We start from the raw sequence: 23,154 nt of genomic DNA, 5'->3' as shown, positions 1-23,154 counted from the left end.
CGCCGATGCACTGCCCCGCGCTGCCCGACGGGTTCGACTTCACCGACCCCGACCTGCTGCACCACCGTGTGCCCCTCCCGGAGTTCGCCGAGCTGCGCCGCACCGAGCCGGTCCGCTGGATCCCGCAGCCGCACGGCGTGGCGGGCTTCGCCGACGACGGCTACTGGGCCGTGACCCGGCACGCGGACGTCAAGTACGTCTCCACGCACCCGGAACTGTTCTCCTCCACCGTCAACACCGCGATCATCCGCTTCAACGAGCACATCGAGCGCGACGCGATCGACGCACAGCGGCTGATCCTGCTCAACATGGATCCTCCGGAACATACGCGGGTGCGGCAGATCGTGCAGCGCGGCTTCACGCCACGTTCCATCCGGGCCCTGGAGGACCGGCTCCGGGCACGCGCCGAGGCGATCGTCACGAGTGCCCGCGCCCGCTCCGGACCCTTCGACTTCGTCACCGAGGTCGCCTGTGAACTGCCGCTGCAGGCCATCGCGGAGCTGATCGGCGTCCCACAGGAGGACCGGGCCAAGATCTTCGACTGGTCCAACAGGATGATCGCCTACGACGATCCCGAGTACGCGATCACCGAGGAGGTCGGCGCGGAGTCGGCCGCCGAGATCATCGCCTACGCCATGAACATGGCCGCCGACCGCAAGAAGTGCCCCGCCCATGACATCGTGACGACGCTCGTCGCGGCGGAGGACGAGGGCAACCTGAACTCCGACGAGTTCGGCTTCTTCGTACTGATGCTGGCGGTGGCCGGCAACGAGACCACCCGGAACGCCATCACCCACGGGATGCACGCCTTCCTCACCCACCCCGGGCAGTGGGAGCTGTTCAAGAGGGAGCGGCCCGGGACGACGGCCGAGGAGATCGTGCGCTGGGCGACGCCGGTCAACGCCTTCCAGCGCACGGCCACCCAGGACACGGAACTGGGCGGGGTCCGGATCAGGAAGGGCGATCGCGTCGGGCTGTTCTACGCCTCCGCCAACCACGACCCCGAGGTCTTCACCGACCCCGACGCCTTCGACATCACCCGCGACCCCAACCCCCACCTCGGCTTCGGCGGTGGCGGGCCCCACTACTGCCTCGGCAAGTCCCTGGCGATCCTGGAGATCGGCCTGATCTTCAACGCGATCGCCGACGCGATGCCGGGCCTGCGCTCGGCCGACGAGCCCCGGCGGCTGCGCTCGGCCTGGATCAACGGCGTCAAGGAACTCCAGGTCACCACCGGCTGACCCCGCGGTCCGGCCCACCCCGAGGGAGGCAGGAGCACCCCTACCCCAACGCCCCGTTCCTGCCTCCCCCGAGGTCGGCGGGATTCACTCCCTGCCGGACGCCACCACCGCCAGCACGCCCGAGGTGAGGGCCGCGACCAGCAGCGGGATGCCCAGGCCGTGATGGAGGACCAGCCACGCGCCCAGGAAGGCGCCGGCCAGCATGGCGACCACCGAGGCCGTGCGGCGCGGCGAGCGCCGGCCGGGGGCACCACCGAGGCGCGACTCGGCGGCCAGGCCGGTCAGGGTCATGGTCAGCACGGTGGTGGTGCTGATGGCGGCCACACCCAGTTTGCGGACGGTCGCGTTGCGCAGACCCATCGCGTACCCCGTGAGGGCGATCAGGGCGTAGACCGTGCCGGTGGCGTGCGGCCGGGCGAAGGCGACCGCCGCCGACAGGGCCAGCAGGGCAGCTTCGGCGGTCAGGGTGAGGCGGGTCCAGGTGCGGCGCGGTCCGCTGCCGACGCGGAGCGCCAGCCGGCCGCCGGTCACCGCGCCCAGCAGGAAGAACCCCAGCGAGGTCGACGTGTGCCGCACGGAGAAGCCGGGCGCACCGGCCGCCGCGAAGCCGAGGACGACCACGTTGCCGGTCATGTTGGCGGTGAAGACCCGGCCGAGCCCCAGATAGCTGACGGCGTCGATCAGCCCGCTCACCACGGTCAGGGCCAGCAGCACGAACACCAGCCGGAGCCCGCGCGCCTCCGGGTCGTACGGCTCCTGTGCCGATGCCTCTTCCGCTGCGCTCACCGCCCCAGTTGACCACGCGGGGGTGCGGGAAACGCCGAAGGCGGCGGCCCGGGGATCGGGGGCCGCCGCCTTCAGCGGCTTCGGGGCGCGCTGCGGGTGGCTCAGTACCAGCCGTTGGCCTGCCAGAAGGCCCAGGCCTTCACGGGGCTGCCGTAGCGCGAGTTCATGTAGTCCAGGCCCCACTTGATCTGGGTGGCCGGGTTGGTCTTCCAGTCGGAACCGGCGGAGGCCATCTTCGAGCCCGGCAGGGCCTGGACCAGGCCGTAGGCGCCGGAGGAGCTGTTGGTGGCCGTCGGGTTCCAGCCGCTCTCATGAGAGACGATCTTGCTGAACGCGTTGAACTGCGCGGCGTCCGGGATCATCTTGTGCGCGATCGCCTGAGCGGAGGAGGCCGAGGCCGGGGCGGCCTGGGCGGGCGCCGCGGACAGTGCCATGCCGGCGGTGGCGGCGGCCACGGCGGCAACGGTGAGGGCCTTCTTCGGGGAAGCGATGCGGCGGATGAAGGAGACGGACACGAAGTACCTCTTGCGTCGGGGACAGGGGATCGCCCGCATGGGACGGGCCACGCGATGTGACCGCATGCGTCGGCGCCTCGGCCCGGGGGGCTTGCGGCGCCTTGCGACGTCGTCCAGAGAAGCAGCCCGGAAAGCCGTCCGCAATGACCCCTTTTACTAGTTGTGGCCGGATCGACGGGAACCGCCGACTCTGTGGCCTGGGTCTCAATGTGCAGGTCAGCGAGGGTGCACTAAGGTCCGTAACGGACATTCGGCGCTACTGTCGCGGATCGTAGGTGACCTGCGTCATGTGGGGCGCTTCACCGTCTCGCTTGCACTGTGTGAAGCGCCGGACCCGTCACGTGAGCGTTCCGGGCCGTCGAATGTGACCGCGGTCTCGAAGGCGGCCCGGCGGGTGGCCCGGCGCAGCGCGCGCAGCACGGCCGGGCCGAGCACGAGGGTCAGCACCACCGTGCACAGGGCCCGCCCGAGGTCCCAGCCGAGCGAGGTGGCCAGGCAGTAGGCCACGAAACGGGCCAGGTTGGCGGGGACGGAGGCCTGGGCGTCGAAGGAGATGTCCGAGGCGGCGGCTCCCATGAACGGCCAGCCGGCCAGGTTCATGACCGTGCCGTAGGCGAAGGCGGCGAGGAAGCCGTAGACCGCGAGGAGCAACAACTCGAACCGGCCGCGCAGCCGGACCGGGCCCGGGAGCAGCCCGGCGCCCATCGTGAACCAGCCCATCGACAGCATCTGGAACGGCAGCCACGGTCCGACCCCGCCCGTGAGCAGGGCGGACGCGAACATGGTCACCGAGCCCAGGGTGAAGCCGAAGCCGGGGCCCAGCACCCGCCCGCTGAGCACCATCAGGAAGAACATCGGCTCGATGCCCGCCGTACCCGCGCCGATCGGACGCAGCGCGGCCCCCGTCGCCGCCAGCACGCCCAGCATGGCCACGGCCTTCGGCCCGAGATCCGACTCCGAGATCGTCGCCGCCACGACCGCTACCAGGAGGACGAGAAGGCCCGCGAAGAGCCAGGGCGCGTCCTGGGCGTGGGCACTGAGCTGCGAGCTGGGCGGAGCGAGGAAGGGCCACCCGAAGCCGGCCACGCCGACCGCGCTGACCAGGGCCAGCGCGGCGAGCGAGCGGGGGCCTAGACGGATGGCGTGAAGGCGGGTGGGGCTCACGGTACCTATGTGACTCACCGCGCTCGCCGGAGTGATCGGGCTCATGCCAGGGCCTCTCGTACCTCGGCCACGGTGAGCCACTGCTGCGGGGCGAGGATCTTCGTCACCTGCGGGGCGAAGGACGGTGAGGAGACGACGATGTGCGCGGTCGGTCCGTCGGCTATGACCTCCCCCTCGGCGAGCAGGACCACCCGGTGCGCGATCTCGGCGGCCAGCTCCACGTCATGCGTGGCCAGCACGATCGCGTGCCCCTCGGCGGCGAGGCCGCGCAGCACGGTCACCAGGCGGGCCTTGGCCGCGTAGTCCAGGCCGCGGGTCGGCTCGTCCAGCAGCAGGAGGGGCGGGCGGGCGGTCAGCACCACGGCCAGAGTGAGCGCCAGGCACTGCCCCTCGGACAGGTCGCGGGGGTGGGTGCCGTCCGTGATCCCTGGCAGCAGCTCGGACACCAGCGCCCGGCAGGTCCCCGGCTCGGCTCCCGCGTCCCGGTCGGCCGCCGCGCACTCGTCGGCGACCGTGTCGGCGTACAGGAGATCCCGCGGTTCCTGCGGGACCAGGCCGACGCGGCGTACGAGGTCGGGGGGTGCGGTGCGGTGGGGTTCGACTCCGCCGACCCGGACGCTCCCGGCGCCGGGTGCCACCAGGCCGACGAGCGCGTTGAGCAGGGTGGACTTGCCGGCGCCGTTGCGGCCCATGAGGGCGACGGTCTCGCCGGGGGCGACGGTGAGGTCGATGTGCCGCAGGGCGTCGACGCGGGCCCGGCGGACGGAGAGGGAGCGGACCTCGGCGATGTGTGGTCGCCGGGGCTCCGGGGCGGGGGCCGGGCGGTGACGGAACCAGAGGCGGCGCCCTGCGCCGGTGCCGGCCGGGCTGTCCGCGGCCAGGGGGGTGGCGCCCCGAGGGGGCGCGGGGAGCTGCGCGACCAGCCTGGACGCACCCGCGGCCGCAGTGGCACGCGGACCCGCGGCGGCGGATGCGGCCAGGCGTTCGCGCAGGGGACCGGCCTGGCGGCGGGCGTCCCGGACCGTGAGGGGGAGGGGGGACCAGCCCGCGAGGCGGCCCAGGGCGACCACCGGGGGGTGGACCGGGGAGACCGCCATCACCTCGGGCAGGGAGCCGACGATCGGGGCCTCGCCGGGACCGGGCAGGAGGACGGCTCGGTCGGCGTAGTGGATCACGCGCTCCAGACGGTGCTCGGCCATCAGGATCGTCGTGCCGAGGTCGTGCACCAGGCGCTGGAGCACCGCCAGGACCTCCTCCGCCGCGGCCGGGTCCAGGGCCGAGGTCGGCTCGTCCAGGACCAGCACCCGGGGATGCGGGGTGAGGACCGAGCCGATCGCGACCCGCTGCCGCTGGCCACCGGAGAGCGTGGCGATCGGGCGGTCGCGCAGTCCGGCCAGGCCCAGCAGATCGAGGGTCTCCTCCACCCGGCGCCGCATGACCTCCGGGGCGAGGCCCAACGACTCCATGCCGTAGGCGAGTTCGTCCTCCACCGTGTCGGTCACGAAGTGGGCGAGCGGGTCCTGCCCCACCGTGCCGACCACGTCGGCGAGCTCGCGCGGCTTGTGGGCGCGGGTGTCCCGGCCCGCCACCGTGACACGGCCGCGCAGGGTGCCGCCGGTGAAGTGCGGCACGAGACCGCTCACCGCGCCGAGCACGGTCGACTTGCCGACCCCGGACGGTCCGACGAGCAGCACGAGTTCGCCCTCCGGCACCTCGAAGTCAACGCCTCGGACGGTGGGTTCGGCCGCACCGTCGTACGTCACGCTGACATCCTCGAAGCGAATCACGACGGCTCCTTGGGGTCCTGGGGGTCCTTGGGGTCCTGGGGGTCCCTGCGGTCCTGGGGGACGACGAAGGCGGGGAGGAGGGCGAGGAGGATCGCCGCGGCCGGCCACAGGGGGAGGGCGGGGGCGACGAGGGGGACGACCCCGGGGTGCAGCGCCTCCGGGTCGCGGGCGGAGGCCAGGCTGAGCAGCGCGGCCACCGCGGCGCCGGCGCCGGTGACCAGCCAGGCCCGGGCGTCCCACGGGTCCGGGCGGTACCGGGTGCGCGGCGAACGCCGGCCGCCGAGGCGCAGCCCCGCGAGCGCGGCGACGACACCGGCGAGGAGGAGCGGGACGCCGTAGGTACCGCCCTCGGCGGTGAGCAGGCCGTACGTCCCCGCGCACACGCCGAGCAGGCCGCCGAGGGTGAGCGCGGCCGTCGTACGGCGGACGCGGGCGGAGACCTCGACGGTGCGGCCGTAGCCTCGGGCCTCCATCGCGGCGGCGAGCGCCACCGAGCGCTCCAACGCGCCCTCCAGCACCGGCAGTCCGACCTGGAGCAGGCCCCGCAGGCCCCGGTCCGGGCGGCCGCGCAGCCGACGGGCGGCCCGCAGGCGCTGGACGTCGGCGATGAGGTGCGGGGCGAAGGTGAGCGCGACGACCACGGCGACGCCGGTCTCGTACAGGGCGCCGGGGAGGGACTTGAGCAGGCGGGCGGGGCTCGCGAGCGCGTTCGCCGCGCCGACGCAGATCAGGAGGGTGGCCAGCTTCAGCCCGTCGTACGCGGCGAAGACGAGCGCCTCCGCCGTCACCTTCCCGCCCAGGCGGATGCCCTGTGCCCAGTGGGGGAGGGGGACCTCGGGGAGCGTGAGGACGGTGTGGGTGCCGGGGATGGGGGAGCCCAGCGCCACCGCGAAGAGAAGGCGGACGAGGAGGACGGCGAGAGCGAGTTTGGCGAAGGCGGTGTAGGCGTGGGCGGTGGCCGTGCCGGTGTCGCCGCGGTGCGTCGCCACGACGTAGGCGGAGGCGGATATGAGGAGCGCGAGGAGGAGGGGGTTGGTGGTGCGGGTGGCGGCGGTGCCGAGGGAGAGCGACCAGAGCCACCAGGCACCGGGGTGAACGGTGGCCCGGCGCCGACGTGCCCCGCAGGGGGAGCGATCAGCTCCCACCGGCACGCCGTCAGACGGAGTCATCGCGTCGCCGTCGGTACTGCCACACCGCCGCGCCTGCCAGCATGGCGACGGCTCCCGCGCCGATCGGCAACCCCAGGGAGGGCCCGCCGCCCGAGCCGCCGCTCTTCTCCTTGTGGGCGCCCGGCTTCCGGCCGGAGGCCACCTGCTCCCCGCACCCCTTCTGCGGATACCCGGAGATCGCGCACAGCAGGGCGTTGGTGTCGTAGCGCAGGGGCGGTGCGACGGCCGCCAGGGCGTCGGCGGTCGTGGCGTCGGCCGGGACCCGCGCGCACGCGGTGCGGCGGGCCGGCGGTGTCTCGCCGGACGGCGCGTCCGGGGCGGTGCCGAAGTCGAGGACGAGTGCCACCCGCTTCGTACCGGACTTGGCGGGCGTGCCCGCGCAGATCGTGCCGAAGTCCGCCGCCCCGCGCGGCCGGCTGGCGTCCGACGAGTCCTCGCTCACTGCGAAGCGGAAGCCCTGCACGGCGCCGTCGTCGGGACGGGCCGTCGACGGGCCCTGCGTGGCGTACGTCCAGTGGCCGTCGTCGCGCTCCCAGAACGACCAGTAGCGGTAGCCGGTGGCCTGCGCCTGGCCCGCCGCCCCGGCCAGCAGGGCGAGCGCGGCGCACAGCAGGCCCGCGGCGCGGCGGACGGCGGTCACGGCTGCCGCTTCTTCCGGCCGCTGAGCAGGAAGCCGACGCCGATGCCCGCGACGAGGCAGACGCCGACGAACCACCAGACGCCGGAACCTGAGCCGCTGTCGGACGTCTCCGGCTGCTCGGCCTTCTTGGTCCCGTGCGCGGCGGAGTCCATGGCCGGGGCCGGGCCGAGCTCGTTGAGGGACCGGACCAGGCTGGTCCCGCCGAAGTCGCCGGGCTGCGCGCCGACCGCGTGCGCAGCGAGGATCAGCTGGGCGTACGCCGCCGGACCGCTCTGCGCCGCCCAGTGCCCGGCGTTCTTCTCCAGCCAGCCGTACGCCTTCTTCGCCTGCTCGGTCCGGCCGTCCGCGGCGAGCGCGACGACCGTGTCCGCGGTGTTGCCGAAGTCCGGCTGGGCCTTGGCGCCGGGGAGGGTGGACTGCAGGTGCCCGGTCTTTCCGACGGCGGCCGCCAGATAGGCGCCGGCGTTGTCGGCGACCTGGGCCGGGCCGGGACGGTCGGCCTTGTCGCACGCGTCGTGCGCGGGCGCCTTGCCGGCCTGGACCACGAACCCCTTGCCGAGCGCGCCGAGCACCCCGGCCGCCGTGGCGTCCGCGTTGGCGGGCAACTTGCCCTTCTTGTCCGGCTGGTAGGCGAGGGCGCCGCCGCCGTCCCGGCCGCAGGGGAGGGACATGGCGGCCAGGAGGTCGTAGGGGGACTTGCCCGCCTTGCCGACGCTCGCCGGATCCGTACCGGCCGCCGCGAGCGCGCCGATGACGACGGAGGTGGAGTTGGTGTCGCTGGGCCCGCCCGGCGAGTAGCCCCAGCCGCCGTCCTTGTTCTGCACGGACTTCAGCCAGGTCACCGCCTTGCCGACGGCGTCGTCGTGCCCGCCGGCCGCCTTCAGGGCCTGGACCGCGGCGGCCGTGCTGTTGGTGTCCACCATGACCTTGGCGTCGCAGGCCTTGGCGGGGGCGGCGCGGAACGCGGCGAAGGCGCCGTTCGCGCACTGCTGACCGGCGAGCCAGTCCACGGCCTTCGCCGCGGGCCGGTAACCGAGGGTCCGCTGGGCGACGATCGTCAGCGACTGGCGCCACACGCCGTCGTAGGTCGGGTCGGAGGTGCCGTACAGCCCGGACGGGAGCGCGGCCTTCGGGGAGGGAGACGGGGACTGGCCGGCGGCCGTGGCGGGTGCGGCGGCGGCCAGCACGCCTATGGCGGCGAGAGCCGCGGCACTGCGGCGGACGTTCATGGTCGGCGACTGCCTCTCCTGTGGGGAACCGGCAGCACGGGAAACCCCCCGGGCGGCTCGGCTCCGTAAACCTCGACGGTGCCGTGCGCGGCGGACCGCCGACGCACGCGAGCCGGTCAACGTCCCGCCGGGGCGTTCCGGCTCACCGCCTTACGGCGGCTCACGGTTGCGGGTCAGCGCCGGAATTGCACCGGCTTTCCCCCGAACGGGTGTGATGACGACCCCGCCACTTTACCGGCAGCCTTCAGCGGCCTGAGCAGTGGCTGTCGGGGTCGGGCCGCCGAAGGGCAGGTGCAGCGTGCGGGAGGTGATCAGCCAGTCGCCGTCGAGCCGGCGGAAGGCGTCCTCGTAGTGGCCCACCTGGACGGGCGGACCGGAGGGGATGGGGCCGCCGGGCCGGGAGCCGAAGTACGCGCGCAGGGCCTCCCGGCCCTCGATCCGGCGCCCGTCCCCCGGCGGGGGCCACTCCCAGGTGCCGTCCTCGGTGAACAGCTCGCCCACCGACGCCGGTTCACCGAGGTCGAGGCGGTGGACGAAGTCGACGATCAGGCGCTCACGGGCGCGCTCGGCGAGAAGCCGCTGCAAGGGGTCCATGGGGCTGTCATAACAGGGGCACGCGAGACGAGGCGAACCGATTGGACCGCCACTCAGACCGCCACGTAGGCCACCGGCTCGCTCCCCGCCACCGGCTCCGCCCGGCCCTGCTTCACCAGGCGGCGCACATGGGCCTCGGCCTCCGAGACGGCGATGTTCCGGGAGCCGTAGGGGATCTCGGCCCAGGGGCGGTTCCACTCCATGCGCTCGGCGAGCTGCCAGGGCGTGAGCGGCTCGGCGAGCAGCGCGAGCAGGCCGGCCAGGCGCTCCTCGTGGTGGTCGAGCAACTCCCGCACCCGGCCCGGCGCGTCGGTGAAGGCGTGCTGGTGCGCGGGGAGGACCTCGGCGGGGGCGAGACGGCCGATCCGCTCCAGGGAGTCGAGGTAGTCGCCGAGGGGGTCGGTCACGGTCGCGTCGTCCGGGTCCTCGTACAGGCCGATGTGCGGGGTGATCCGGGGCAGGAGGTGGTCACCGCTGAACAGCCGCCCGTGCCCCGGAAGCCGTCGGTCCGGGTGCTCCTCCTCCAGGTGCAGGCAGACGTGGCCCGGTGTGTGGCCCGGCGTCCAGATCGCGCGCAGCCTGCGGCCGGGCAGGTCGAGGAGCTCGCCGGGGACGATCTCCCGGTCCGGGAGGGCGGGGGAGAGTCCGGGCAGGGTGCGGGGGGCGAGGAGCGGCGCCAGGTGTTCCTCGGGCGCGCCGGCGGCGGCGAGTTTGGCATGCATGTAGCCGAACCAGCGCTCCGGCCGGGCCTCCCGGGTGCGCCGTACGACCGCGGTGTCGGCGGCGTGCATCGCCACCCAGGCGCCGGAGGCCTCGCGCACCCGCGCCGACAGGCCGTGGTGGTCCGGGTGGTGATGCGTGACGACGACGCCGTACACCTCCGCCACCGCCGTACCGCACGCGGCCAGCCCCGCCACGAGCGTGTCCCAGGACGCCGGATCGTCCCACCCGGTGTCGACCAGCACCGGACCGCGGTCGCTCTGCACGACGTAGACCAGCGTGTGACCGAGGGGATTGTCCGGAATGGGAACCGCCACCGACCGTACGCCCCCACCGTACTCGAACGTCGTCACCATCGCCCCTCCGCCCCTCCGCCCCTCCACCCGCCGGCCCGTGGCCATGGCCCACTATAACGAGAACTGATGACACGTCAGACAGTGCTGAGCACCCGCTTTGTCGCCCGCATGCCGGCCCGCGTTCTGTGGGCCGTCTGCGGGAAAGCGGCCGCCGCCCGCTTGTGCCTGCGGGCCGGCTTCCCGGCCGGGCTGAACAATCGCCTGGTCATGACGTAGGTACGCGTCTGGGCGGATTGAGGGAGGAAGGACCGGTGGCCGCAGTGGAACACCTGAATCGCAGGACCCTGCTCGCCGGTGGACTCGCGGTCTCCAGTGCCGTGCTCGCGGGGTGCTCATCGACGAGTGCCACCCTCATGAAGGCCAGTGCCTCACCGGAAGCTAGCCCGACGACGCCCGCCGCGGCGTTCGCGAGGCTGATGGACGGCAACAAGCGGTGGGTGAGCGGAGGCCTTCAGCACCCCGACCGGGACCCGAACCGGCGCCAGTTCGTGGCCCAGGGGCAGAAGCCGTTCGGGGCGATCCTCTCCTGTATCGACTCCCGGGTGCCGCCGGAACTCATCTTCGACACCGGGCTGGGCGCCCTGTACGTGATGCGCACCGGCGGGGAGGCGGTCGGGCCGGTGGTCACCGGGTCCGTGGAGTACGGGCCCATGACGAGCGGCACTCCGCTCGTCGTGGTCCTGGGGCATCAGCGGTGCGGCGCCATCGAGGCGGCGTACAAGTCGCTCCACGGCGGCAAGCGGCTGCCGGGGAATCTCGAATCGATCGCCAGGGCTCTGCGTCCGGCGTACGAACAGGCGGTCAAGAAGGGCGGCGCCGACCCGGTCGAGACCATGGCCCGCGCGCAGGCCGAGCTGACCGCGGCCGACCTGCGCCAGAACCGGGACCTGGCCCCCCTCGTGAGAAAGGGCAGCCTTGCCGTGGTCGGCGCCTACTACTCCCTCGACACCGGGAAGGTGGACGTCCTGGCGGGCGCGCCTTCCTGACCGGCCGTCCGGCCGACGGCGGCGCCGAGCATTGCCCCCTATAACTAGAACTGATATCAGTTCTGAAACAGCGTCAGAAACATGCGGTGCGGTGGGAGGCAATCGGCCATGACCGAGCTCGTGGAACACGGACAGCTGTTCATAGGCGGGGAGTTGACCGAGCCCCTGGGCGAGGACGTCATCGAGGTGGTCTCCCCGCACACCGAGGAGGTCATCGGCCGGGTGCCGCACGCCTCCCGGCAGGACGTGGACCGGGCCGTGGCCGTCGCGCGCCGCGCCTTCGACGAGGGGCCGTGGCCGCGGGCGACACTGGAGGAGCGGATCGAGGTCGTCACCCGCATCAAGGACGGTATCGCGGCCCGGCACGAGGAGATCGCCCGGGTGATCTCTGCCCAGAACGGCTCCCCGTACTCCTGGAGCGTCCTCGCCCAGGCGCTCGGCGCGATGATGGTGTGGGACGCCGCGATCAGGGTCGCGCGGGACCACACGTACGAGGAGCGCCGGGACGGCGTCCTTGGCCCGATCATCGTCCGCCGCGAACCGGTCGGTGTGGTCGCGGCCGTGGTCCCCTGGAACGTCCCGCAGTTCGTCGCCGCCGCCAAGCTCGCGCCCGCGCTGCTGGCCGGCTGCACGGCCGTACTGAAGCCGTCCCCGGAGTCCCCGCTCGACGCGTACCTCCTGGGGGAGATCGCGCGGGAGGCCGGTCTGCCCGAGGGCGTGCTCTCCATCCTGCCCGCCGACCGCGAGGTCAGCGAGTACCTGGTCGGCCACCCCGGCGTCGACAAGATCTCCTTCACCGGCTCGGTCGCGGCCGGCAAGCGCGTGATGGAGGTCGCCGCCCGCAACCTCACCCGGGTCACGCTGGAGCTGGGCGGGAAGTCGGCGGCGCTGGTGCTGCCGGACGCCGATCTCCAGGCGGCCGTGTCGGGCATCGTCCCGGCGGCCTGGATGAACAACGGGCAGGCGTGCGTGGCCCAGACCCGCATCCTCGTCCCGAGCGCCCGCTACGACGAGTTCGCCGACGCCTTCGCGGCGGCGGCCGGCGCGCTGCGCGTCGGCGACCCGCTGGACCCGGCGACCCAGGTCGGCCCGCTGGTCGCCCGCCGCCAGCAGCAGCGCAACCTCGACTACATCCGGATCGGCCAGGAGGAAGGCGCCAAGGTCCTCACCGGCGGCGGCCGGCCGGCGGGGCTGGAGAAGGGCTGGTACGTCGAACCGACCCTCTTCGGAGACGTGGACAACTCCATGCGGATCGCCCGCGAGGAGATCTTCGGCCCGGTCATCTGCCTGCTCCCGTACGGCGACGAGACCGAGGCCGTGAAGATCGCCAACGACTCGGACTACGGCCTGTCCGGCAGCGTGTGGACGGCCGACGTCGAGCACGGCATCGACGTGGCGCGGCAGGTCCGCACCGGCACCTACTCGGTCAACACCTTCAGCCTGGACATGCTGGGCCCGTTCGGCGGCTACAAGAACTCCGGGCTGGGGCGGGAGTTCGGCCCGGAGGGGTACGGCGCCTACCTGGAGCACAAGATGATCCACCTGCCGGCGGGGGCGTAGGCCATGGGCGACCGCTGGCACGTCGAGGTCGACCGGTCGCTGTGCATCGGCTCGGCCCAGTGCCTCCACCACGCCCCGCACTCCTTCCGTCTCGACTCCGCCCGCCAGTCCCATCCGGTGGACCCGGACACCGACGCCGCCGAACCCGTCCTGGAGGCGGCCGAGGGCTGCCCGGTGGAGGCGATCGTGATCACGCTGCTGGAGAGCGGGGAGGCGGTGTTCCCGCCCGAGGAGTAGGCGTGTCCGTGCCCCGGGTTACCCTCCTGCGGTCTCCAACGGAACGAGCAGGGGCGGGGAAGCGTGGACAGGTCCGAGGCGGTCGAGCTGATCAGGCGGGCGCGCGAGGAGTGGGACGCCGAGGAGTGGCTGCGTGCTGCCGACCTCTACGAGCGCGTGCTCGCGCACTACCCGGACGAGACCCCGAGCGCGGTGTGGTGGTACGACGCCGCGCTCGCCCACAAGTTCCTGCGCAACTGGGCCAAGGCGTACGAGCTGGGCCGCGAGGCCGCCGCCCGCGCACCGCGCGGCGAGGGCGACCCGGCGTACTGGAACCTCGGCATCGCCGCCACCATCCAGCGCGACTGGGCGACGGCCCGGGAGGCGTGGACCGGCTTCGGCATCCGGCTCCCGGACGGGGAGGGCGAGATCGACGGCCGGTTCGGGCAGGCGTGCGTCCGTCTCGACACGGGCGGGGAGCGGGAGGTCGTCTGGATCGAGCGGCTGTGCCCGACGCGCGGCCGCGTCATGAACGTACCGGGGACCGCCGGCCGCCGCTTCGGCGAGATCGTCGTCCACGACGGCGAGCCGAAGGGCCACCGGGTCGTGGACGGCCGCGAATACCCCGTCTTCGACGAACTCCTCCTCTTCGAGGCCTCCGACCTGCCGACGCTCACCGTGACGGTGAACGCCGCCGAGGCCGCCGACGTCGAGGCCCTGATCGACGTCTTCGTGGCCCGGGACTACGGGGCCGAGCCGCACAGCAGCTTCGAGCTGCTGTGCGCCTGCTGCAGCGAGGGCACGCTGGAACGCGAACGCAACACCCACGGGGGCGTCCAGCGGGTCTCCCTGGCGGCGTCGGAGGAGGAGGCCCGGCGGCTGCTGGACCTGTGGGCCGCTCAGGCTCCTTCGGGGCGCGCCTGGAGCGACCTGGCCCCGGCCGGCTGAGGGTCAGGCGCGCCCGCCCGGCTCCGTCAGGTCGATCAGGCGGCACACCGTCTCGATGTCGATCTTCACCTGGGCGATGGAGGCGCGGCCCGAGAGCCAGGTGATCAGGGCCGAGTGCCAGGTGTGCTCGATGACGCGGACCGCCGAGAGCTGCTCGGGAGTGGGGTTCTCCAGGCCCATCGCGTCCAGGATGATCAGGGTCGTCTGGCGCGAGACCTGGTCGACCTCCGGCGAGACACTGCGGTCGGCGAAGGTCAGGGCGCGGACCATCGCGTCGGCCAGGTGCGGCTCGCGCTGCAGGGCGCGGAAGGCCCGCATGAGGGTCTCGGCGACCCGCTCGGCGGCCGTGTCACCGGACGGGGGCTTCTTCCGCAGGGTGCCGTGCATGTGCTCCAGCTGGTCCTGCATCGTCGCCACCAGCAGGTGGACCTTGGAGGGGAAGTAGCGGTACAGGGTGCCGAGGGCCACCTGGGAGGACTCGGCGACCTCGCGCATCTGCACGGCGTCGAAACCGCCCCGGCTGGCCAGCTGGGCGCTCGCGTGCAGGATCCGGCGACGGCGGGCCTCCTGGCGCTCGGTGAGCGGCGGCGAGGGGGGCCTCGAAACACTGGCTTCCGCAGGCATGGGTCCCGTTCCGTGACAGTCGGTGAAGGCGTCTGTGGGGCACGTGATCAGACAGCATGGCAGGGCGACGCGCCGTGGCGCGAATCACCTGATCCACTGCTCACAGCGCCCCTACCTGCCGGTAGATTCAGAGCCTCTTGAACGATCAAGTCTGAAACTTGTTCTAGATTAGCGTCCCGACGTAGTCTCGCGGGACAGCGCAGGCAGAAGGGGGCACGGAGTGACCGCTGAGGCCCGTGTGGCGGGCGTCGATCAAGGCCCTGCCACCGACGGCGAGCGACCGCTCGACATCGCGCTCCTCACCTATAAAGGGAACCCGTTCTGCGGCGGTCAGGGCGTCTACGTACGGCATCTCTCGCGTGAGCTGGCCCGGCTCGGGCACCGGGTCGAGGTCATCGGCTCGCAGCCGTACCCCGTGCTCGACGAGGGATATCCCGGACTCACGCTGACCGAGCTGCCCAGCCTCGACCTCTACCGCCAGCCCGACCCCTTCCGCACCCCGGGACGGGACGAGTACCGGGACTGGATCGACGCCCTGGAAGTCGCGACGATGTGGACCGGCGGCTTTCCCGAGCCGCTGACCTTCTCCCTGCGCGCGCGCCGCCATCTGCGCGCCCGGCGCGGCGAGTTCGACGTCGTCCACGACAACCAGACCCTCGGGTACGGGCTGCTCGGCGACATCGGCGCGCCCCTGGTGACCACCATCCACCACCCCATCACCGTCGACCGGCAGCTGGAGCTGGACGCGGCCGAGGGCTGGCAGCGCCGCTACTCGGTGCGCCGCTGGTACGCCTTCACCCGGATGCAGAAGCGCGTCTCGCGCCGGCTGCCCTCGGTCCTCACCGTCTCCGGCACCTCCCGGCAGGAGATCGTGGACCACCTCGGCGTCCGCGAGGACCGCGTGCACGTGGTCCACATCGGCGCCGACACCGATCTGTTCGCGCCGAATCCGGCCGTGCCCGAGGTGCCGGGCCGGATCGTCACCACCTCCAGCGCCGATGTGCCGCTCAAGGGGCTGGTGTTCCTGGTGGAGGCGCTGGCCAAGGTGCGCACCGAGCACCCGGCCGCCCATCTCGTCGTCGTCGGCAAGCGCCCCGAGGAGGGGCCGGTCGCGGCGGCGATCGAGCGGTACGGCCTCGAAGGCGCCGTCGAGTTCGTCAAGGGCATCTCCGACGCCGAACTCGTCGACCTGATCCGCTCCGCCGAGGTCGCCTGCGTGCCCTCGCTGTACGAGGGCTTCTCGCTGCCCGCCGCCGAGGCCATGGCCACCGGCACCCCGCTGGTCGCCACGACCGGCGGCGCGATCCCCGAGGTCGCCGGCCGCGACGGCGAGACCTGCCTGGCCGTGCCGCCCGGCGACGCGGGGGCGCTGGCCGCGGGGCTCGGCCGGCTGCTGGGGGACCGCGAGCTCCGGGTCCGGCTCGGCCGCGCCGGCCGTGAGCGGGTGCTGCGGAAGTTCACCTGGGCCCGCGCCGCGGAGGGCACGGTCGCCCACTACCGCGAGGCCATCGCCCGCTCCGCGGGCGCCCACCGCACCGCGGCGGGCCTCAGCCGCCCCCACGCTCGAACCGGCTCGCGCGGGGGGACCCCCACCGCGCCCCGGACTCCCGGCCGCTCCGCGGCCTCACCGAGCGCTGCCTCCGCGACCCCGACGAGCGTCGCCTCCGCGGCCTCGGCAAGTGTTGTCTCTTCCGAAAGCAGGGCCACGTGCTGACCGTCGACTTCTCCCGGTTCCCGCTCGCCCCGGGCGACCGAGTCCTGGACCTCGGCTGCGGGGCCGGCCGGCACGCCTTCGAGTGCTACCGGCGCGGCGCCCGGGTCGTGGCCCTGGACCAGAACGGCGAGGAGATCCGCGAGGTCGCCAAGTGGTTCGCGGCGATGAAGGAGGCCGGGGAGGCACCCGAGGGCGCCACCGCCACGGCCATGGAGGGCGACGCGCTCGCCCTTCCCTTCCCGGACGAGTCCTTCGACGTGGTCATCATCTCCGAGGTGATGGAGCACATCCCCGACGACAAGGGCGTGCTCGCCGAGATGGTCCGCGTGCTCAAGCCGGGCGGCCGTCTCGCCGTCACCGTGCCGCGCTACGGGCCGGAGAAGGTCTGCTGGGCGCTGTCCGACGCCTACCACGAGGTCGAGGGCGGCCACATCCGCATCTACAAGGCCGACGAACTCGTGGCGAAGATCCGCGAGGCGGGCCTGAAGCCGTACGGCAGCCATCACGCGCACGCGCTGCACTCGCCGTACTGGTGGCTGAAGTGCGCGTTCGGCGTCGACAACGACAAGGCGCTGCCGGTGCGGGCGTACCACAAGCTGCTGGTCTGGGACATCATGAAGAAGCCGCTCGCCACGCGGGTCGCCGAGCAGGCGCTGAACCCGCTGATCGGCAAGAGCTTCGTGGTCTACGCGACCAAGCCGCACCTGCCGCGTCTCGCCGAAGAGGCGGCCGCCGAGTGACCACCCCCCGGACAGAACACCTCGTCCTGCCCGGGGTCCTCACCGCCGGGCAGGCCGCCGCGACCGTGCGCGGCATCCTGGCTGTGCAGCGGGAGGACGGCGCGATCCCGTGGTTCCGCGGGCATCACCTGGACCCGTGGGACCACACCGAGGCCGCGATGGCCCTGGACGCGGCCGGCGAACACGAGGCCGCCGAGCGGGCCTACGAGTGGCTGGCCCGGCACCAGAACGAGGACGGCTCCTGGCACGCCGCCTACGCCGACGGCGCCCACGACGACGTCACCGACCGGGCCCGCGAGTCGAACTTCGTCGCCTACATAGCCGTGGGCGTGTGGCACCACTATCTCTCCACCGGCGACGACACGTTCCTGGACCGCATGTGGCCCTGCGTCTACGCGGCCATGGAGTGGGTGCTCGCCCTCCAGCAGCCCGGCGGCCAGATCGGCTGGCGCCGCGAGGACGACGGCACGCCCACCGCGGACGCCCTGCTGACCGGCAGTTCCTCGATCCACCACGCGCTGCGCTGCGCGCTCGCCATCGCCGAGCAGCGCGAAGAGCCGCAGCCGGACTGGGAGTTGGCGGTCGGGGCACTGCGCCACGCGATCCGCCGGCACCCCGAGCGCTTCCTCGACAAGGACCGCTACTCGATGGACTGGTACTACCCGGTCCTCGGCGGCGCGCTGACCGGCGAGGAGGCCAAGGACCGGATAGCGAAGTCCTGGGACCTTTTCGTCGTACCCGGCGTCGGCGTGCGCTGCGTGGTCCCCAACCCGTGGGTCACCGGCGGCGAGTCCAGCGAACTCGCCTTGGCCCTGTGGGCGGTGGGGGAGTCGGACCGCGCCCTGGAGATCCTCCAGTCCATCCAGCACCTGCGCGACCCGGTGAGCGGCCTGTACTGGACGGGCTACGTCTTCGAGGACGACGCGATCTGGCCCCGCGAGCTGACCACCTGGACGGCCGGCTCCCTGCTCCTCGCCGTCGCGGCGCTGGGCGGCCACGAGGCGACGTGCGCCGTCTTCGGCGGGGAGCACCTGCCGACGGGGCTCGATCCGGACTGCTGTTAGGCGGTTCGCGGCACGCGTTCTCGACGGGGCGTTTCAGTGCCGGTGTATGCGGTTGGCGATGGCGTGGCCCACGAACAGGTACACGACCGCCGCGAGGCCGTAGCCGGCCACGACCCTCGCCCACGCCTCGTCGAACGTGAACAGGTCGTGGGACCAGCCCGCCAGCCAGGCCGCGGCGTGGTGGATGAACTGGACCAGGCTGTTGGCGCGGTTGGCGTCCAGCAGGTACATGAGGATCCACAGGCCGAGGATCAGCGCCATGACATCGGCGACGACCGCGATGACCGTCCCGGCCTGATTCGCACTGTTGCGATATCGAGGGGACATACCTTCCGGATTGCCGGGCGGCGAGCGGTGAAACCCCGACGGCGGCGGCCGAGTGGCGTACCCGGCAGTCCTGGGTGAGGCTGCCGGAGGAAGCAGTCCGCTCGGGGAGGACACGTCCGGAGGACCCCGTGCCCGTACCCATACGGCGCCTCGTCGTCGCGCTCACGCTCAGCTGCGCCCTGCTGGCCGGTACCACCGCCTGCGGCGGCAGCGAGAAGAGCAGCACGAAGGACACCGGGACGGTCCCGACCGCCGACACCCCCGGCCCGACGACGTCCGCGCAACGGCAGAAGTTCGCCAAGACCCGGTTCGTGGCGAACGCCGGCCTCGCGGCGGGCGCGACCTACCAGTGGATCGTGAAGCCCTGGAAGGCGGGCAAGTTCAAGAAGGGCGCCAAGGGCCGCAAGTCGGCCCTGGTGAAGGCCGGTCTGGCCGGTGCCTTCACCTACAACCGCCTCAAGGCCGCCGAGAAGAACGCCCAGGGCGACCCGAAGCTGGCCAAGGCGCTCGCCCCGATCAGCGCCGGCATCGCGGCCCTGAAGAGCCTGCCGGCCAAGCTCCGCAGCGGCGACACGAAAGCGGCCGGCTCCTTCGACGACGTGATCAACAAGGTCAAGGACGCGGGCAGCAGTGCCGGCGCCCCGGTGAAGAACAAGGTGCCGTCGGCCTCCGAGCTCGCCAAGGGCAGCTAGCCCAGCCGGGAGTTCAGCTCCGCCAGCACCCTGAGGGAGTGCGGGTCCGGTGACAGGGCCAGCAGGTCCGTCACCGGGCCCGCACGCCACAACTCAAGCCGCTCGGCGATGCGTTCGCGCGGGCCGACCAGGGAGATCTCGTCGGCGAAGGCGTCCGGCACGGCCAGCACCGCCTCCTGGCGCCGCCCGGCGAGGAACAGCTCCTGGATCCGCCGGGCCTCCTTCTCGTATCCCATGCGCGCCATGAGGTCGGCGTGGAAGTTGCGGGAGGCGTGGCCCATCCCGCCGATGTAGAAGCCGAGCATGGCCTTCACGGGCAGCAGCCCCTCGGCCACGTCGTCGCACACCTTCACCCGGGCCATCGGAGCCACCAGGAACCCCTCCGGCAGCGCCCGCACCACGTCCCCGTACACCTCGGGCCGGCTCGGCGCCCAGTACAGCGGCAGCCAGCCGTCGGCGATGCGGACGGTCTGGGCCACGTTCTTCGGGCCCTCGGCGCCGAGCAGGACGGGCAGGCCGGCCCGCAGGGGGTGGGTGATCGGCTTCAGCGGCTTGCCGAGCCCGGTGCCGTCCGGCCCCCGGTAGGGCAGCGGGTGGAAGCGTCCGCCGGAGGCCACCGGCGCCTCGCGCCGCAGCACCTGCCGTACGACGTCCACGTACTCCCGGGTCGCGGTCAGCGGCGACTTCGGGAACGGGCGGCCGTACCAGCCCTCCACCACCTGCGGACCGGACAGCCCGAGCCCGAGCATCATCCGCCCGCCGGAGAGGTGGTCCAGGGTGAGCGCGTGCATCGCGGTGGTGGTCGGCGAGCGGGCGGCCATCTGGGCAACGGCCGTACCCAGCCTGATCGTTGACGTGTGTGCGGCGATCCAGGTCAGCGGGGTGAAGGCGTCCGAGCCCCAGGACTCCGCCGTCCACACCGAGTGATAGCCGAGCCGCTCCGCCTCCTGGGCGAGCGGCACATGACCGGCATCCGGGCCGCGTCCCCAGTAACCGAGTGCGAGACCGAGCCGCATAGCCTGCCCTCCTGACGGTTCGTCAGTTCGCTGCCGGGAGGCGACTGTACGACAACGGCCCCCCGCCCGGAAGGGCGAGGGGCCGTGCGCGCCGGTTGCGGGGCTCAGCCGCGCTGGATGCCGGAGGTGTCCTGCAGGACGCCGCGGCGGCCGTCCTGGGTCTGCGCGACCAGCGCGGCACCGCGCTGCTCGACGGCCAAGTACCAGGTACCGGGCGCCAGTTCGGCGATCGGGGTCGGCGAGCCGTCCTCCGCGAACAGCGGACGGGTCACCGGCACGGCGAACCAGAACGGCGAGAAATCACCGACGGGCGGCTGCGCGGCCGCCGGAGCGCCCTGCTGCTGCCCGAACGGCTGGCCCGGCTGCGGCTGGGCACCGTACGGCTGCTGCGGCTGGGCGCCCGGGTAGCCGTAACCACCGGGCGGCTGGGCGCCGTAGGGCTGCGGGGCGACCGGCTTGGGGGCCGGCATCAGGGCGGCCTGCAGCGGCGGGGAGAGCGGGGTGGCGATGGCGCCGCCCGCGATAACCAGAGCGGCGATGAGACCGAGGATGAGACCGGCACCGGCGTCCACACCGTCCGGCAGGTCGATCAGCGTCCACAGCAGCGTCCAGGCCGCCAGGACCGGGAACGCGGTGCCGACCTGGCCGAGGTCGAGCCCGAGCACCTTGCGGGGCTGCGGCAGGCAGCGGTTGACGACGATGAGGACGGCACCGATGACCGCGCCCATGTAGATACCCAGGCCCATGCCCAGGTCGTCCCACGCGTTCCGGCTGGCCGAGGAGCCGAAGGCGGAGTAGCTCTGGAAGGTGAGGAACGACGCGATGAACAGCACCACCGCTGCTCCGATCACCACGCCATCGCCTCTAGTGAGGGAGCGGATATTCACTTCAGGTCCTTCGTGAGTCGTCTCGTCGTCGGTAGACACTACCGTCCGCAAGATCCGGCTGTCCGGCCGGTTCCGCCCGTCGGTCACGAACCGCGCAGGAAACTCACGATTCCCTCAGAGATCCCTTGCGCCGCCTTCTGCCGCCAGGCGCCGCTGGTCAGCAGTGCCGCGTCCTTGCTATCGCGCATGTTGCCGCACTCGATGAACACCTTGGGAACCGTTGACAGATTGAGACCGCCCAGGTCCGTGCGTGTGACGAGACCGGTACCGTTTCCGAGGTAGTTGGACGGCGGCTCGCCGGTCTCGCGCAGGTAGTTCCCGGCGACGCGCACACCGAGGTCGTGCGAGGGTCCGACGATGCGGCGGGTGTCCGCGGCGCCGGAGTGCACCGAGCCCGGCAGGATGACGTGGAAGCCGCGGTTGCCCTGCGCCGATCCGTCGGCGTGGAGGGAGATGGCGGCGTCGGCGTGCGCGTCGTTGCCGATCCTCGCCCGCTGGTCGACACACGGGCCCCAGGCCGGGCTGTCGCCGTCATGGGTCAGCTTCACCGTGGCGCCCTGCTTCTCCAGCAGCGAGCGCAGCCGGTGGGCGACGTCGAGGGTGAACCGGGCCTCGGTGTAACCGTCGTTGGTGGACGTCCCGGTGGTGTCACATTCCTTGCGGTTCGTGCCGATGTCCACCTTGCGGTTGATCTCGGCCGTGTGCTGGAAGTTGCCCGGGTTGTGCCCGGGGTCGATGACGACGACCTTGCCCTTGAGCGGGCCGGACGCGGAACCTCCCGAGGGCCGCTTGCCGTCGTCCGTCGCGGCGGAGGGGGAAGCCGAGCGGGCGGACGGGGAGGGCGCGGCGGACGTACCGGACGCCGGAGCGGCGGAGGCGGTACGCACGCCGCCGTCGCCGGTTCCGCCGCCCACCGCCTCGTACACCACCCAGCCGAGCAGCGCACCGGGCACGAGCGCGGCGAGCGCCACGGTCAGCGGGCCGCGCCGGGGCCGGCGCGGCTGCGGGGGATCGAACTCCGGGCCTAGGTACGACACGTCAGCGACTCTAACCGGGGACTCAGATCCCCGTCCCCGTTCGCCGCAGGACACGCAGGGAACCGGTCACCGAGACCTCCGTGAACGCCCCGGACTCAAGTGCCCGCAGGTAGACGCGGTACGGAGCCTGCCCGGTGAACTCGTCCTCGGGCTCCGGGAAGACGTCGTGGATGACGAGCAGTCCGCCCTCGGCCACATGGGGCGCCCAGCCCTCGTAGTCGGCGCCCGCGTGCTCGTCGGTGTGCCCGCCGTCGACGAAGACGAGACCGAGCGGGGAGTTCCAGATGGCGGCGATCTGCGGCGAGCGCCCCACGAGGGCGACCACGTGCTCCTCAAGGCCCGCCTTGAACAGCGTCCGCCGGAAGGCCGGCAGGGTGTCCATCAGCCCGACCTCGGGGTCGACGGTCTCGGGGTCGTGGTAGTCCCACCCGGGCTGCTGCTCCTCACTGCCCCGGTGGTGGTCCACGGTCAGCACCGTGACCCCGGCCGCACGGGCCGCGTCGGCGAGCAGCACGGTGGACCGCCCGCAGTACGTCCCGACCTCCAGCAACGGCAGCCCCAGCCGCCCCGCCTCCACGGCGGCCGCGTACAACGCCAGCCCCTCGTCCGTGGGCATGAACCCCTTGGCCGCCTCGAAAGCGGCCACGATCTCGGGCTTGGGGGCGGCGGTCATAGGGGGCCTCTCGGTCGCACGACTGTTCAGGGACCCATGCTGCCGCACCCCCGGCCACTTCTTCGACGGGGGTGCGGCAGGCGCCTGCGGCTCCGCCGCGTGGGCGGGAGGGCCACGACGGCGGGTCGGCCGCAAGCCGGCAGACCCCCCGGGCTCTAGGCGCTCACAGTCTCCCCGGGCAGTGAAAGATCCAGCTCGACGGCCCGCTGCTCACCGGAGTGCGTGGCGGCGGAGGCGTGCGGTCCATGGCCGGAGGCCTTCGCGGCGAGCACGTACGCGCCCTGGGCCGGCACGGCGAGCACATAGCCGCCGTCCTCGTCGGAGACGGTCGCCCCGGCCTGCCGCCCCCGCCGGTCGATGACGGGGGGGTGCGGCAGGCGTCCCAAAGGGGCGTGGGGCTGCATCCATGTGCGGCTCCGCCGCGTGGGCGGGAAGGGCCACGACGGCGGGTCGGCCGCAAGCCGGCAGG

At 72.9% G+C, this 23,154-nt stretch carries 25 protein-coding genes and 1 pseudogene; 10 read left to right on the top strand and 16 right to left on the bottom strand.

Annotated elements, in window-relative coordinates; all coding sequences use genetic code 11:
* The first annotated feature begins 5 nt into the window (after positions 1–5).
* The gene (locus ACQPXS_RS16425; RefSeq protein ID WP_433450018.1) at positions 6–1,241 is read left to right on the top strand and encodes a cytochrome P450; all 1,236 of its coding nucleotides are present in this window, start codon (positions 6–8) and stop codon (positions 1,239–1,241) included.
* An 84-nt stretch (positions 1,242–1,325) separates the two neighbouring features.
* Here the strand turns inward: ACQPXS_RS16425 and ACQPXS_RS16420 are convergent, their stop codons facing one another.
* From ACQPXS_RS16420 to ACQPXS_RS16380, 9 genes are all read right to left on the bottom strand, one after another.
* Positions 1,326–2,027, bottom strand: coding sequence for a YoaK family protein (locus ACQPXS_RS16420; protein WP_433450017.1), 702 nt, complete (start codon positions 2,025–2,027; stop codon positions 1,326–1,328).
* A 101-nt stretch (positions 2,028–2,128) separates the two neighbouring features.
* Complete coding sequence (locus ACQPXS_RS16415; protein ID WP_433450016.1) at positions 2,129–2,542, bottom strand: transglycosylase SLT domain-containing protein; 414 nt, start codon at positions 2,540–2,542, stop codon at positions 2,129–2,131.
* 285 nt (positions 2,543–2,827) lie between these two features.
* Positions 2,828–3,751 (bottom strand): ECF transporter S component, encoded by a 924-nt coding sequence (locus tag ACQPXS_RS16410; protein ID WP_433450015.1) that lies wholly within the window; start codon positions 3,749–3,751, stop codon positions 2,828–2,830.
* Positions 3,748–5,493 carry an ABC transporter ATP-binding protein gene (locus tag ACQPXS_RS16405; protein ID WP_433450014.1) on the bottom strand — a complete coding sequence of 582 codons (1,746 nt, stop codon included), beginning with the start codon at positions 5,491–5,493 and terminating at the stop codon, positions 3,748–3,750. Before ACQPXS_RS16405 ends, ACQPXS_RS16410 begins: the two co-directional genes overlap by 4 nt.
* On the bottom strand, positions 5,490–6,662 hold the full coding sequence (locus ACQPXS_RS16400; protein WP_433450013.1) for a CbiQ family ECF transporter T component: 1,173 nt from the start codon (positions 6,660–6,662) through the stop codon (positions 5,490–5,492). Before ACQPXS_RS16400 ends, ACQPXS_RS16405 begins: the two co-directional genes overlap by 4 nt.
* A complete protein-coding gene (locus ACQPXS_RS16395) occupies positions 6,649–7,302 on the bottom strand; it encodes an SCO2322 family protein (protein ID WP_433450012.1) in 654 nt (217 codons plus the stop codon). The genes ACQPXS_RS16400 and ACQPXS_RS16395 overlap by 14 nt, the downstream gene beginning before the upstream one ends.
* Positions 7,299–8,531 (bottom strand): prenyltransferase/squalene oxidase repeat-containing protein, encoded by a 1,233-nt coding sequence (locus tag ACQPXS_RS16390; protein WP_433450010.1) that lies wholly within the window; start codon positions 8,529–8,531, stop codon positions 7,299–7,301. The genes ACQPXS_RS16395 and ACQPXS_RS16390 overlap by 4 nt, the downstream gene beginning before the upstream one ends.
* A gap of 231 nt (positions 8,532–8,762) precedes the next feature.
* Positions 8,763–9,125: a nuclear transport factor 2 family protein gene (locus ACQPXS_RS16385; RefSeq protein ID WP_433450009.1), complete on the bottom strand. Its 363-nt coding sequence runs from the start codon at positions 9,123–9,125 to the stop codon at positions 8,763–8,765.
* A gap of 53 nt (positions 9,126–9,178) precedes the next feature.
* Complete coding sequence (locus tag ACQPXS_RS16380; protein ID WP_433450008.1) at positions 9,179–10,201, bottom strand: MBL fold metallo-hydrolase; 1,023 nt, start codon at positions 10,199–10,201, stop codon at positions 9,179–9,181.
* A 66-nt stretch (positions 10,202–10,267) separates the two neighbouring features.
* On the opposite strand from ACQPXS_RS16380, the gene ACQPXS_RS16375 reads away from it, so the two are divergent.
* From ACQPXS_RS16375 to ACQPXS_RS16355, 5 genes are all read left to right on the top strand, one after another.
* Positions 10,268–10,417, top strand: coding sequence for a hypothetical protein (locus tag ACQPXS_RS16375; protein ID WP_433450007.1), 150 nt, complete (start codon positions 10,268–10,270; stop codon positions 10,415–10,417).
* Positions 10,418–10,452: 35 nt separating this feature from the next.
* The gene (locus ACQPXS_RS16370; RefSeq protein WP_433450006.1) at positions 10,453–11,187 is read left to right on the top strand and encodes a carbonic anhydrase; all 735 of its coding nucleotides are present in this window, start codon (positions 10,453–10,455) and stop codon (positions 11,185–11,187) included.
* A 108-nt stretch (positions 11,188–11,295) separates the two neighbouring features.
* The gene (locus tag ACQPXS_RS16365) at positions 11,296–12,747 is read left to right on the top strand and encodes an aldehyde dehydrogenase (RefSeq protein WP_433450005.1); all 1,452 of its coding nucleotides are present in this window, start codon (positions 11,296–11,298) and stop codon (positions 12,745–12,747) included.
* Between the two features lie 3 nt (positions 12,748–12,750).
* Positions 12,751–12,984, top strand: coding sequence for a ferredoxin (locus ACQPXS_RS16360; RefSeq protein WP_356303098.1), 234 nt, complete (start codon positions 12,751–12,753; stop codon positions 12,982–12,984).
* A gap of 63 nt (positions 12,985–13,047) precedes the next feature.
* Entirely contained in the window at positions 13,048–13,911 is an 864-nt protein-coding gene (locus ACQPXS_RS16355; protein ID WP_356303101.1) for a tetratricopeptide repeat protein, read from the top strand.
* Positions 13,912–13,914: 3 nt separating this feature from the next.
* Here the strand turns inward: ACQPXS_RS16355 and ACQPXS_RS16350 are convergent, their stop codons facing one another.
* Positions 13,915–14,535: a TetR family transcriptional regulator gene (locus tag ACQPXS_RS16350; RefSeq protein WP_351798235.1), complete on the bottom strand. Its 621-nt coding sequence runs from the start codon at positions 14,533–14,535 to the stop codon at positions 13,915–13,917.
* Positions 14,536–14,755: 220 nt separating this feature from the next.
* Here ACQPXS_RS16350 and ACQPXS_RS16345 point away from each other — a divergent pair, with 220 nt between their 5' ends.
* The 3 genes from ACQPXS_RS16345 to ACQPXS_RS16335 are packed head-to-tail and all read left to right on the top strand — an operon-like array spanning position 14,756 to position 18,053.
* On the top strand, positions 14,756–16,249 hold the full coding sequence (locus tag ACQPXS_RS16345; RefSeq protein ID WP_433450003.1) for a glycosyltransferase family 4 protein: 1,494 nt from the start codon (positions 14,756–14,758) through the stop codon (positions 16,247–16,249).
* Positions 16,243–16,989, top strand: a complete 747-nt coding sequence (locus tag ACQPXS_RS16340) for a class I SAM-dependent methyltransferase (RefSeq protein ID WP_351798239.1) — start codon at positions 16,243–16,245, stop codon at positions 16,987–16,989. The genes ACQPXS_RS16345 and ACQPXS_RS16340 overlap by 7 nt, the downstream gene beginning before the upstream one ends.
* Positions 16,986–18,053, top strand: a complete 1,068-nt coding sequence (locus tag ACQPXS_RS16335) for a prenyltransferase/squalene oxidase repeat-containing protein (RefSeq protein ID WP_365325358.1) — start codon at positions 16,986–16,988, stop codon at positions 18,051–18,053. The genes ACQPXS_RS16340 and ACQPXS_RS16335 overlap by 4 nt, the downstream gene beginning before the upstream one ends.
* Positions 18,054–18,086: 33 nt before the next feature.
* On the opposite strand, the gene ACQPXS_RS16330 is transcribed toward ACQPXS_RS16335, so the two are convergent.
* A complete protein-coding gene (locus ACQPXS_RS16330) occupies positions 18,087–18,380 on the bottom strand; it encodes a hypothetical protein (protein WP_351798243.1) in 294 nt (97 codons plus the stop codon).
* A 128-nt stretch (positions 18,381–18,508) separates the two neighbouring features.
* Here ACQPXS_RS16330 and ACQPXS_RS16325 point away from each other — a divergent pair, with 128 nt between their 5' ends.
* Positions 18,509–19,072 carry a hypothetical protein gene (locus ACQPXS_RS16325; protein WP_433450002.1) on the top strand — a complete coding sequence of 188 codons (564 nt, stop codon included), beginning with the start codon at positions 18,509–18,511 and terminating at the stop codon, positions 19,070–19,072.
* Here the strand turns inward: ACQPXS_RS16325 and ACQPXS_RS16320 are convergent.
* The 5 genes and pseudogenes from ACQPXS_RS16320 to ACQPXS_RS16300 all read right to left on the bottom strand — a co-directional run.
* Positions 19,069–20,088, bottom strand: a complete 1,020-nt coding sequence (locus ACQPXS_RS16320) for an LLM class F420-dependent oxidoreductase (RefSeq protein ID WP_433450001.1) — start codon at positions 20,086–20,088, stop codon at positions 19,069–19,071. The genes ACQPXS_RS16325 and ACQPXS_RS16320 overlap by 4 nt on opposite strands.
* A gap of 104 nt (positions 20,089–20,192) precedes the next feature.
* Positions 20,193–20,942 (bottom strand): hypothetical protein, encoded by a 750-nt coding sequence (locus ACQPXS_RS16315; RefSeq protein ID WP_433450000.1) that lies wholly within the window; start codon positions 20,940–20,942, stop codon positions 20,193–20,195.
* Between the two features lie 116 nt (positions 20,943–21,058).
* Complete coding sequence (locus ACQPXS_RS16310) at positions 21,059–22,012, bottom strand: N-acetylmuramoyl-L-alanine amidase (RefSeq protein ID WP_433449999.1); 954 nt, start codon at positions 22,010–22,012, stop codon at positions 21,059–21,061.
* A 22-nt stretch (positions 22,013–22,034) separates the two neighbouring features.
* Complete coding sequence (locus ACQPXS_RS16305) at positions 22,035–22,685, bottom strand: class I SAM-dependent methyltransferase (protein WP_433449997.1); 651 nt, start codon at positions 22,683–22,685, stop codon at positions 22,035–22,037.
* A gap of 155 nt (positions 22,686–22,840) precedes the next feature.
* A pseudogene (locus tag ACQPXS_RS16300) lies at positions 22,841–23,047 on the bottom strand (MFS transporter); the annotation flags it as partial.
* Positions 23,048–23,154 lie beyond the last annotated feature (107 nt).

Origin of the sequence: Streptomyces sp. CA-142005, from assembly GCF_050942335.1 — a bacterium.
Lineage (GTDB): Bacteria > Actinomycetota > Actinomycetes > Streptomycetales > Streptomycetaceae > Streptomyces.
The sequence above is the reverse complement of the archived record's forward strand: the minus strand, read 5'-3'. Positions and strand labels throughout refer to the sequence as shown.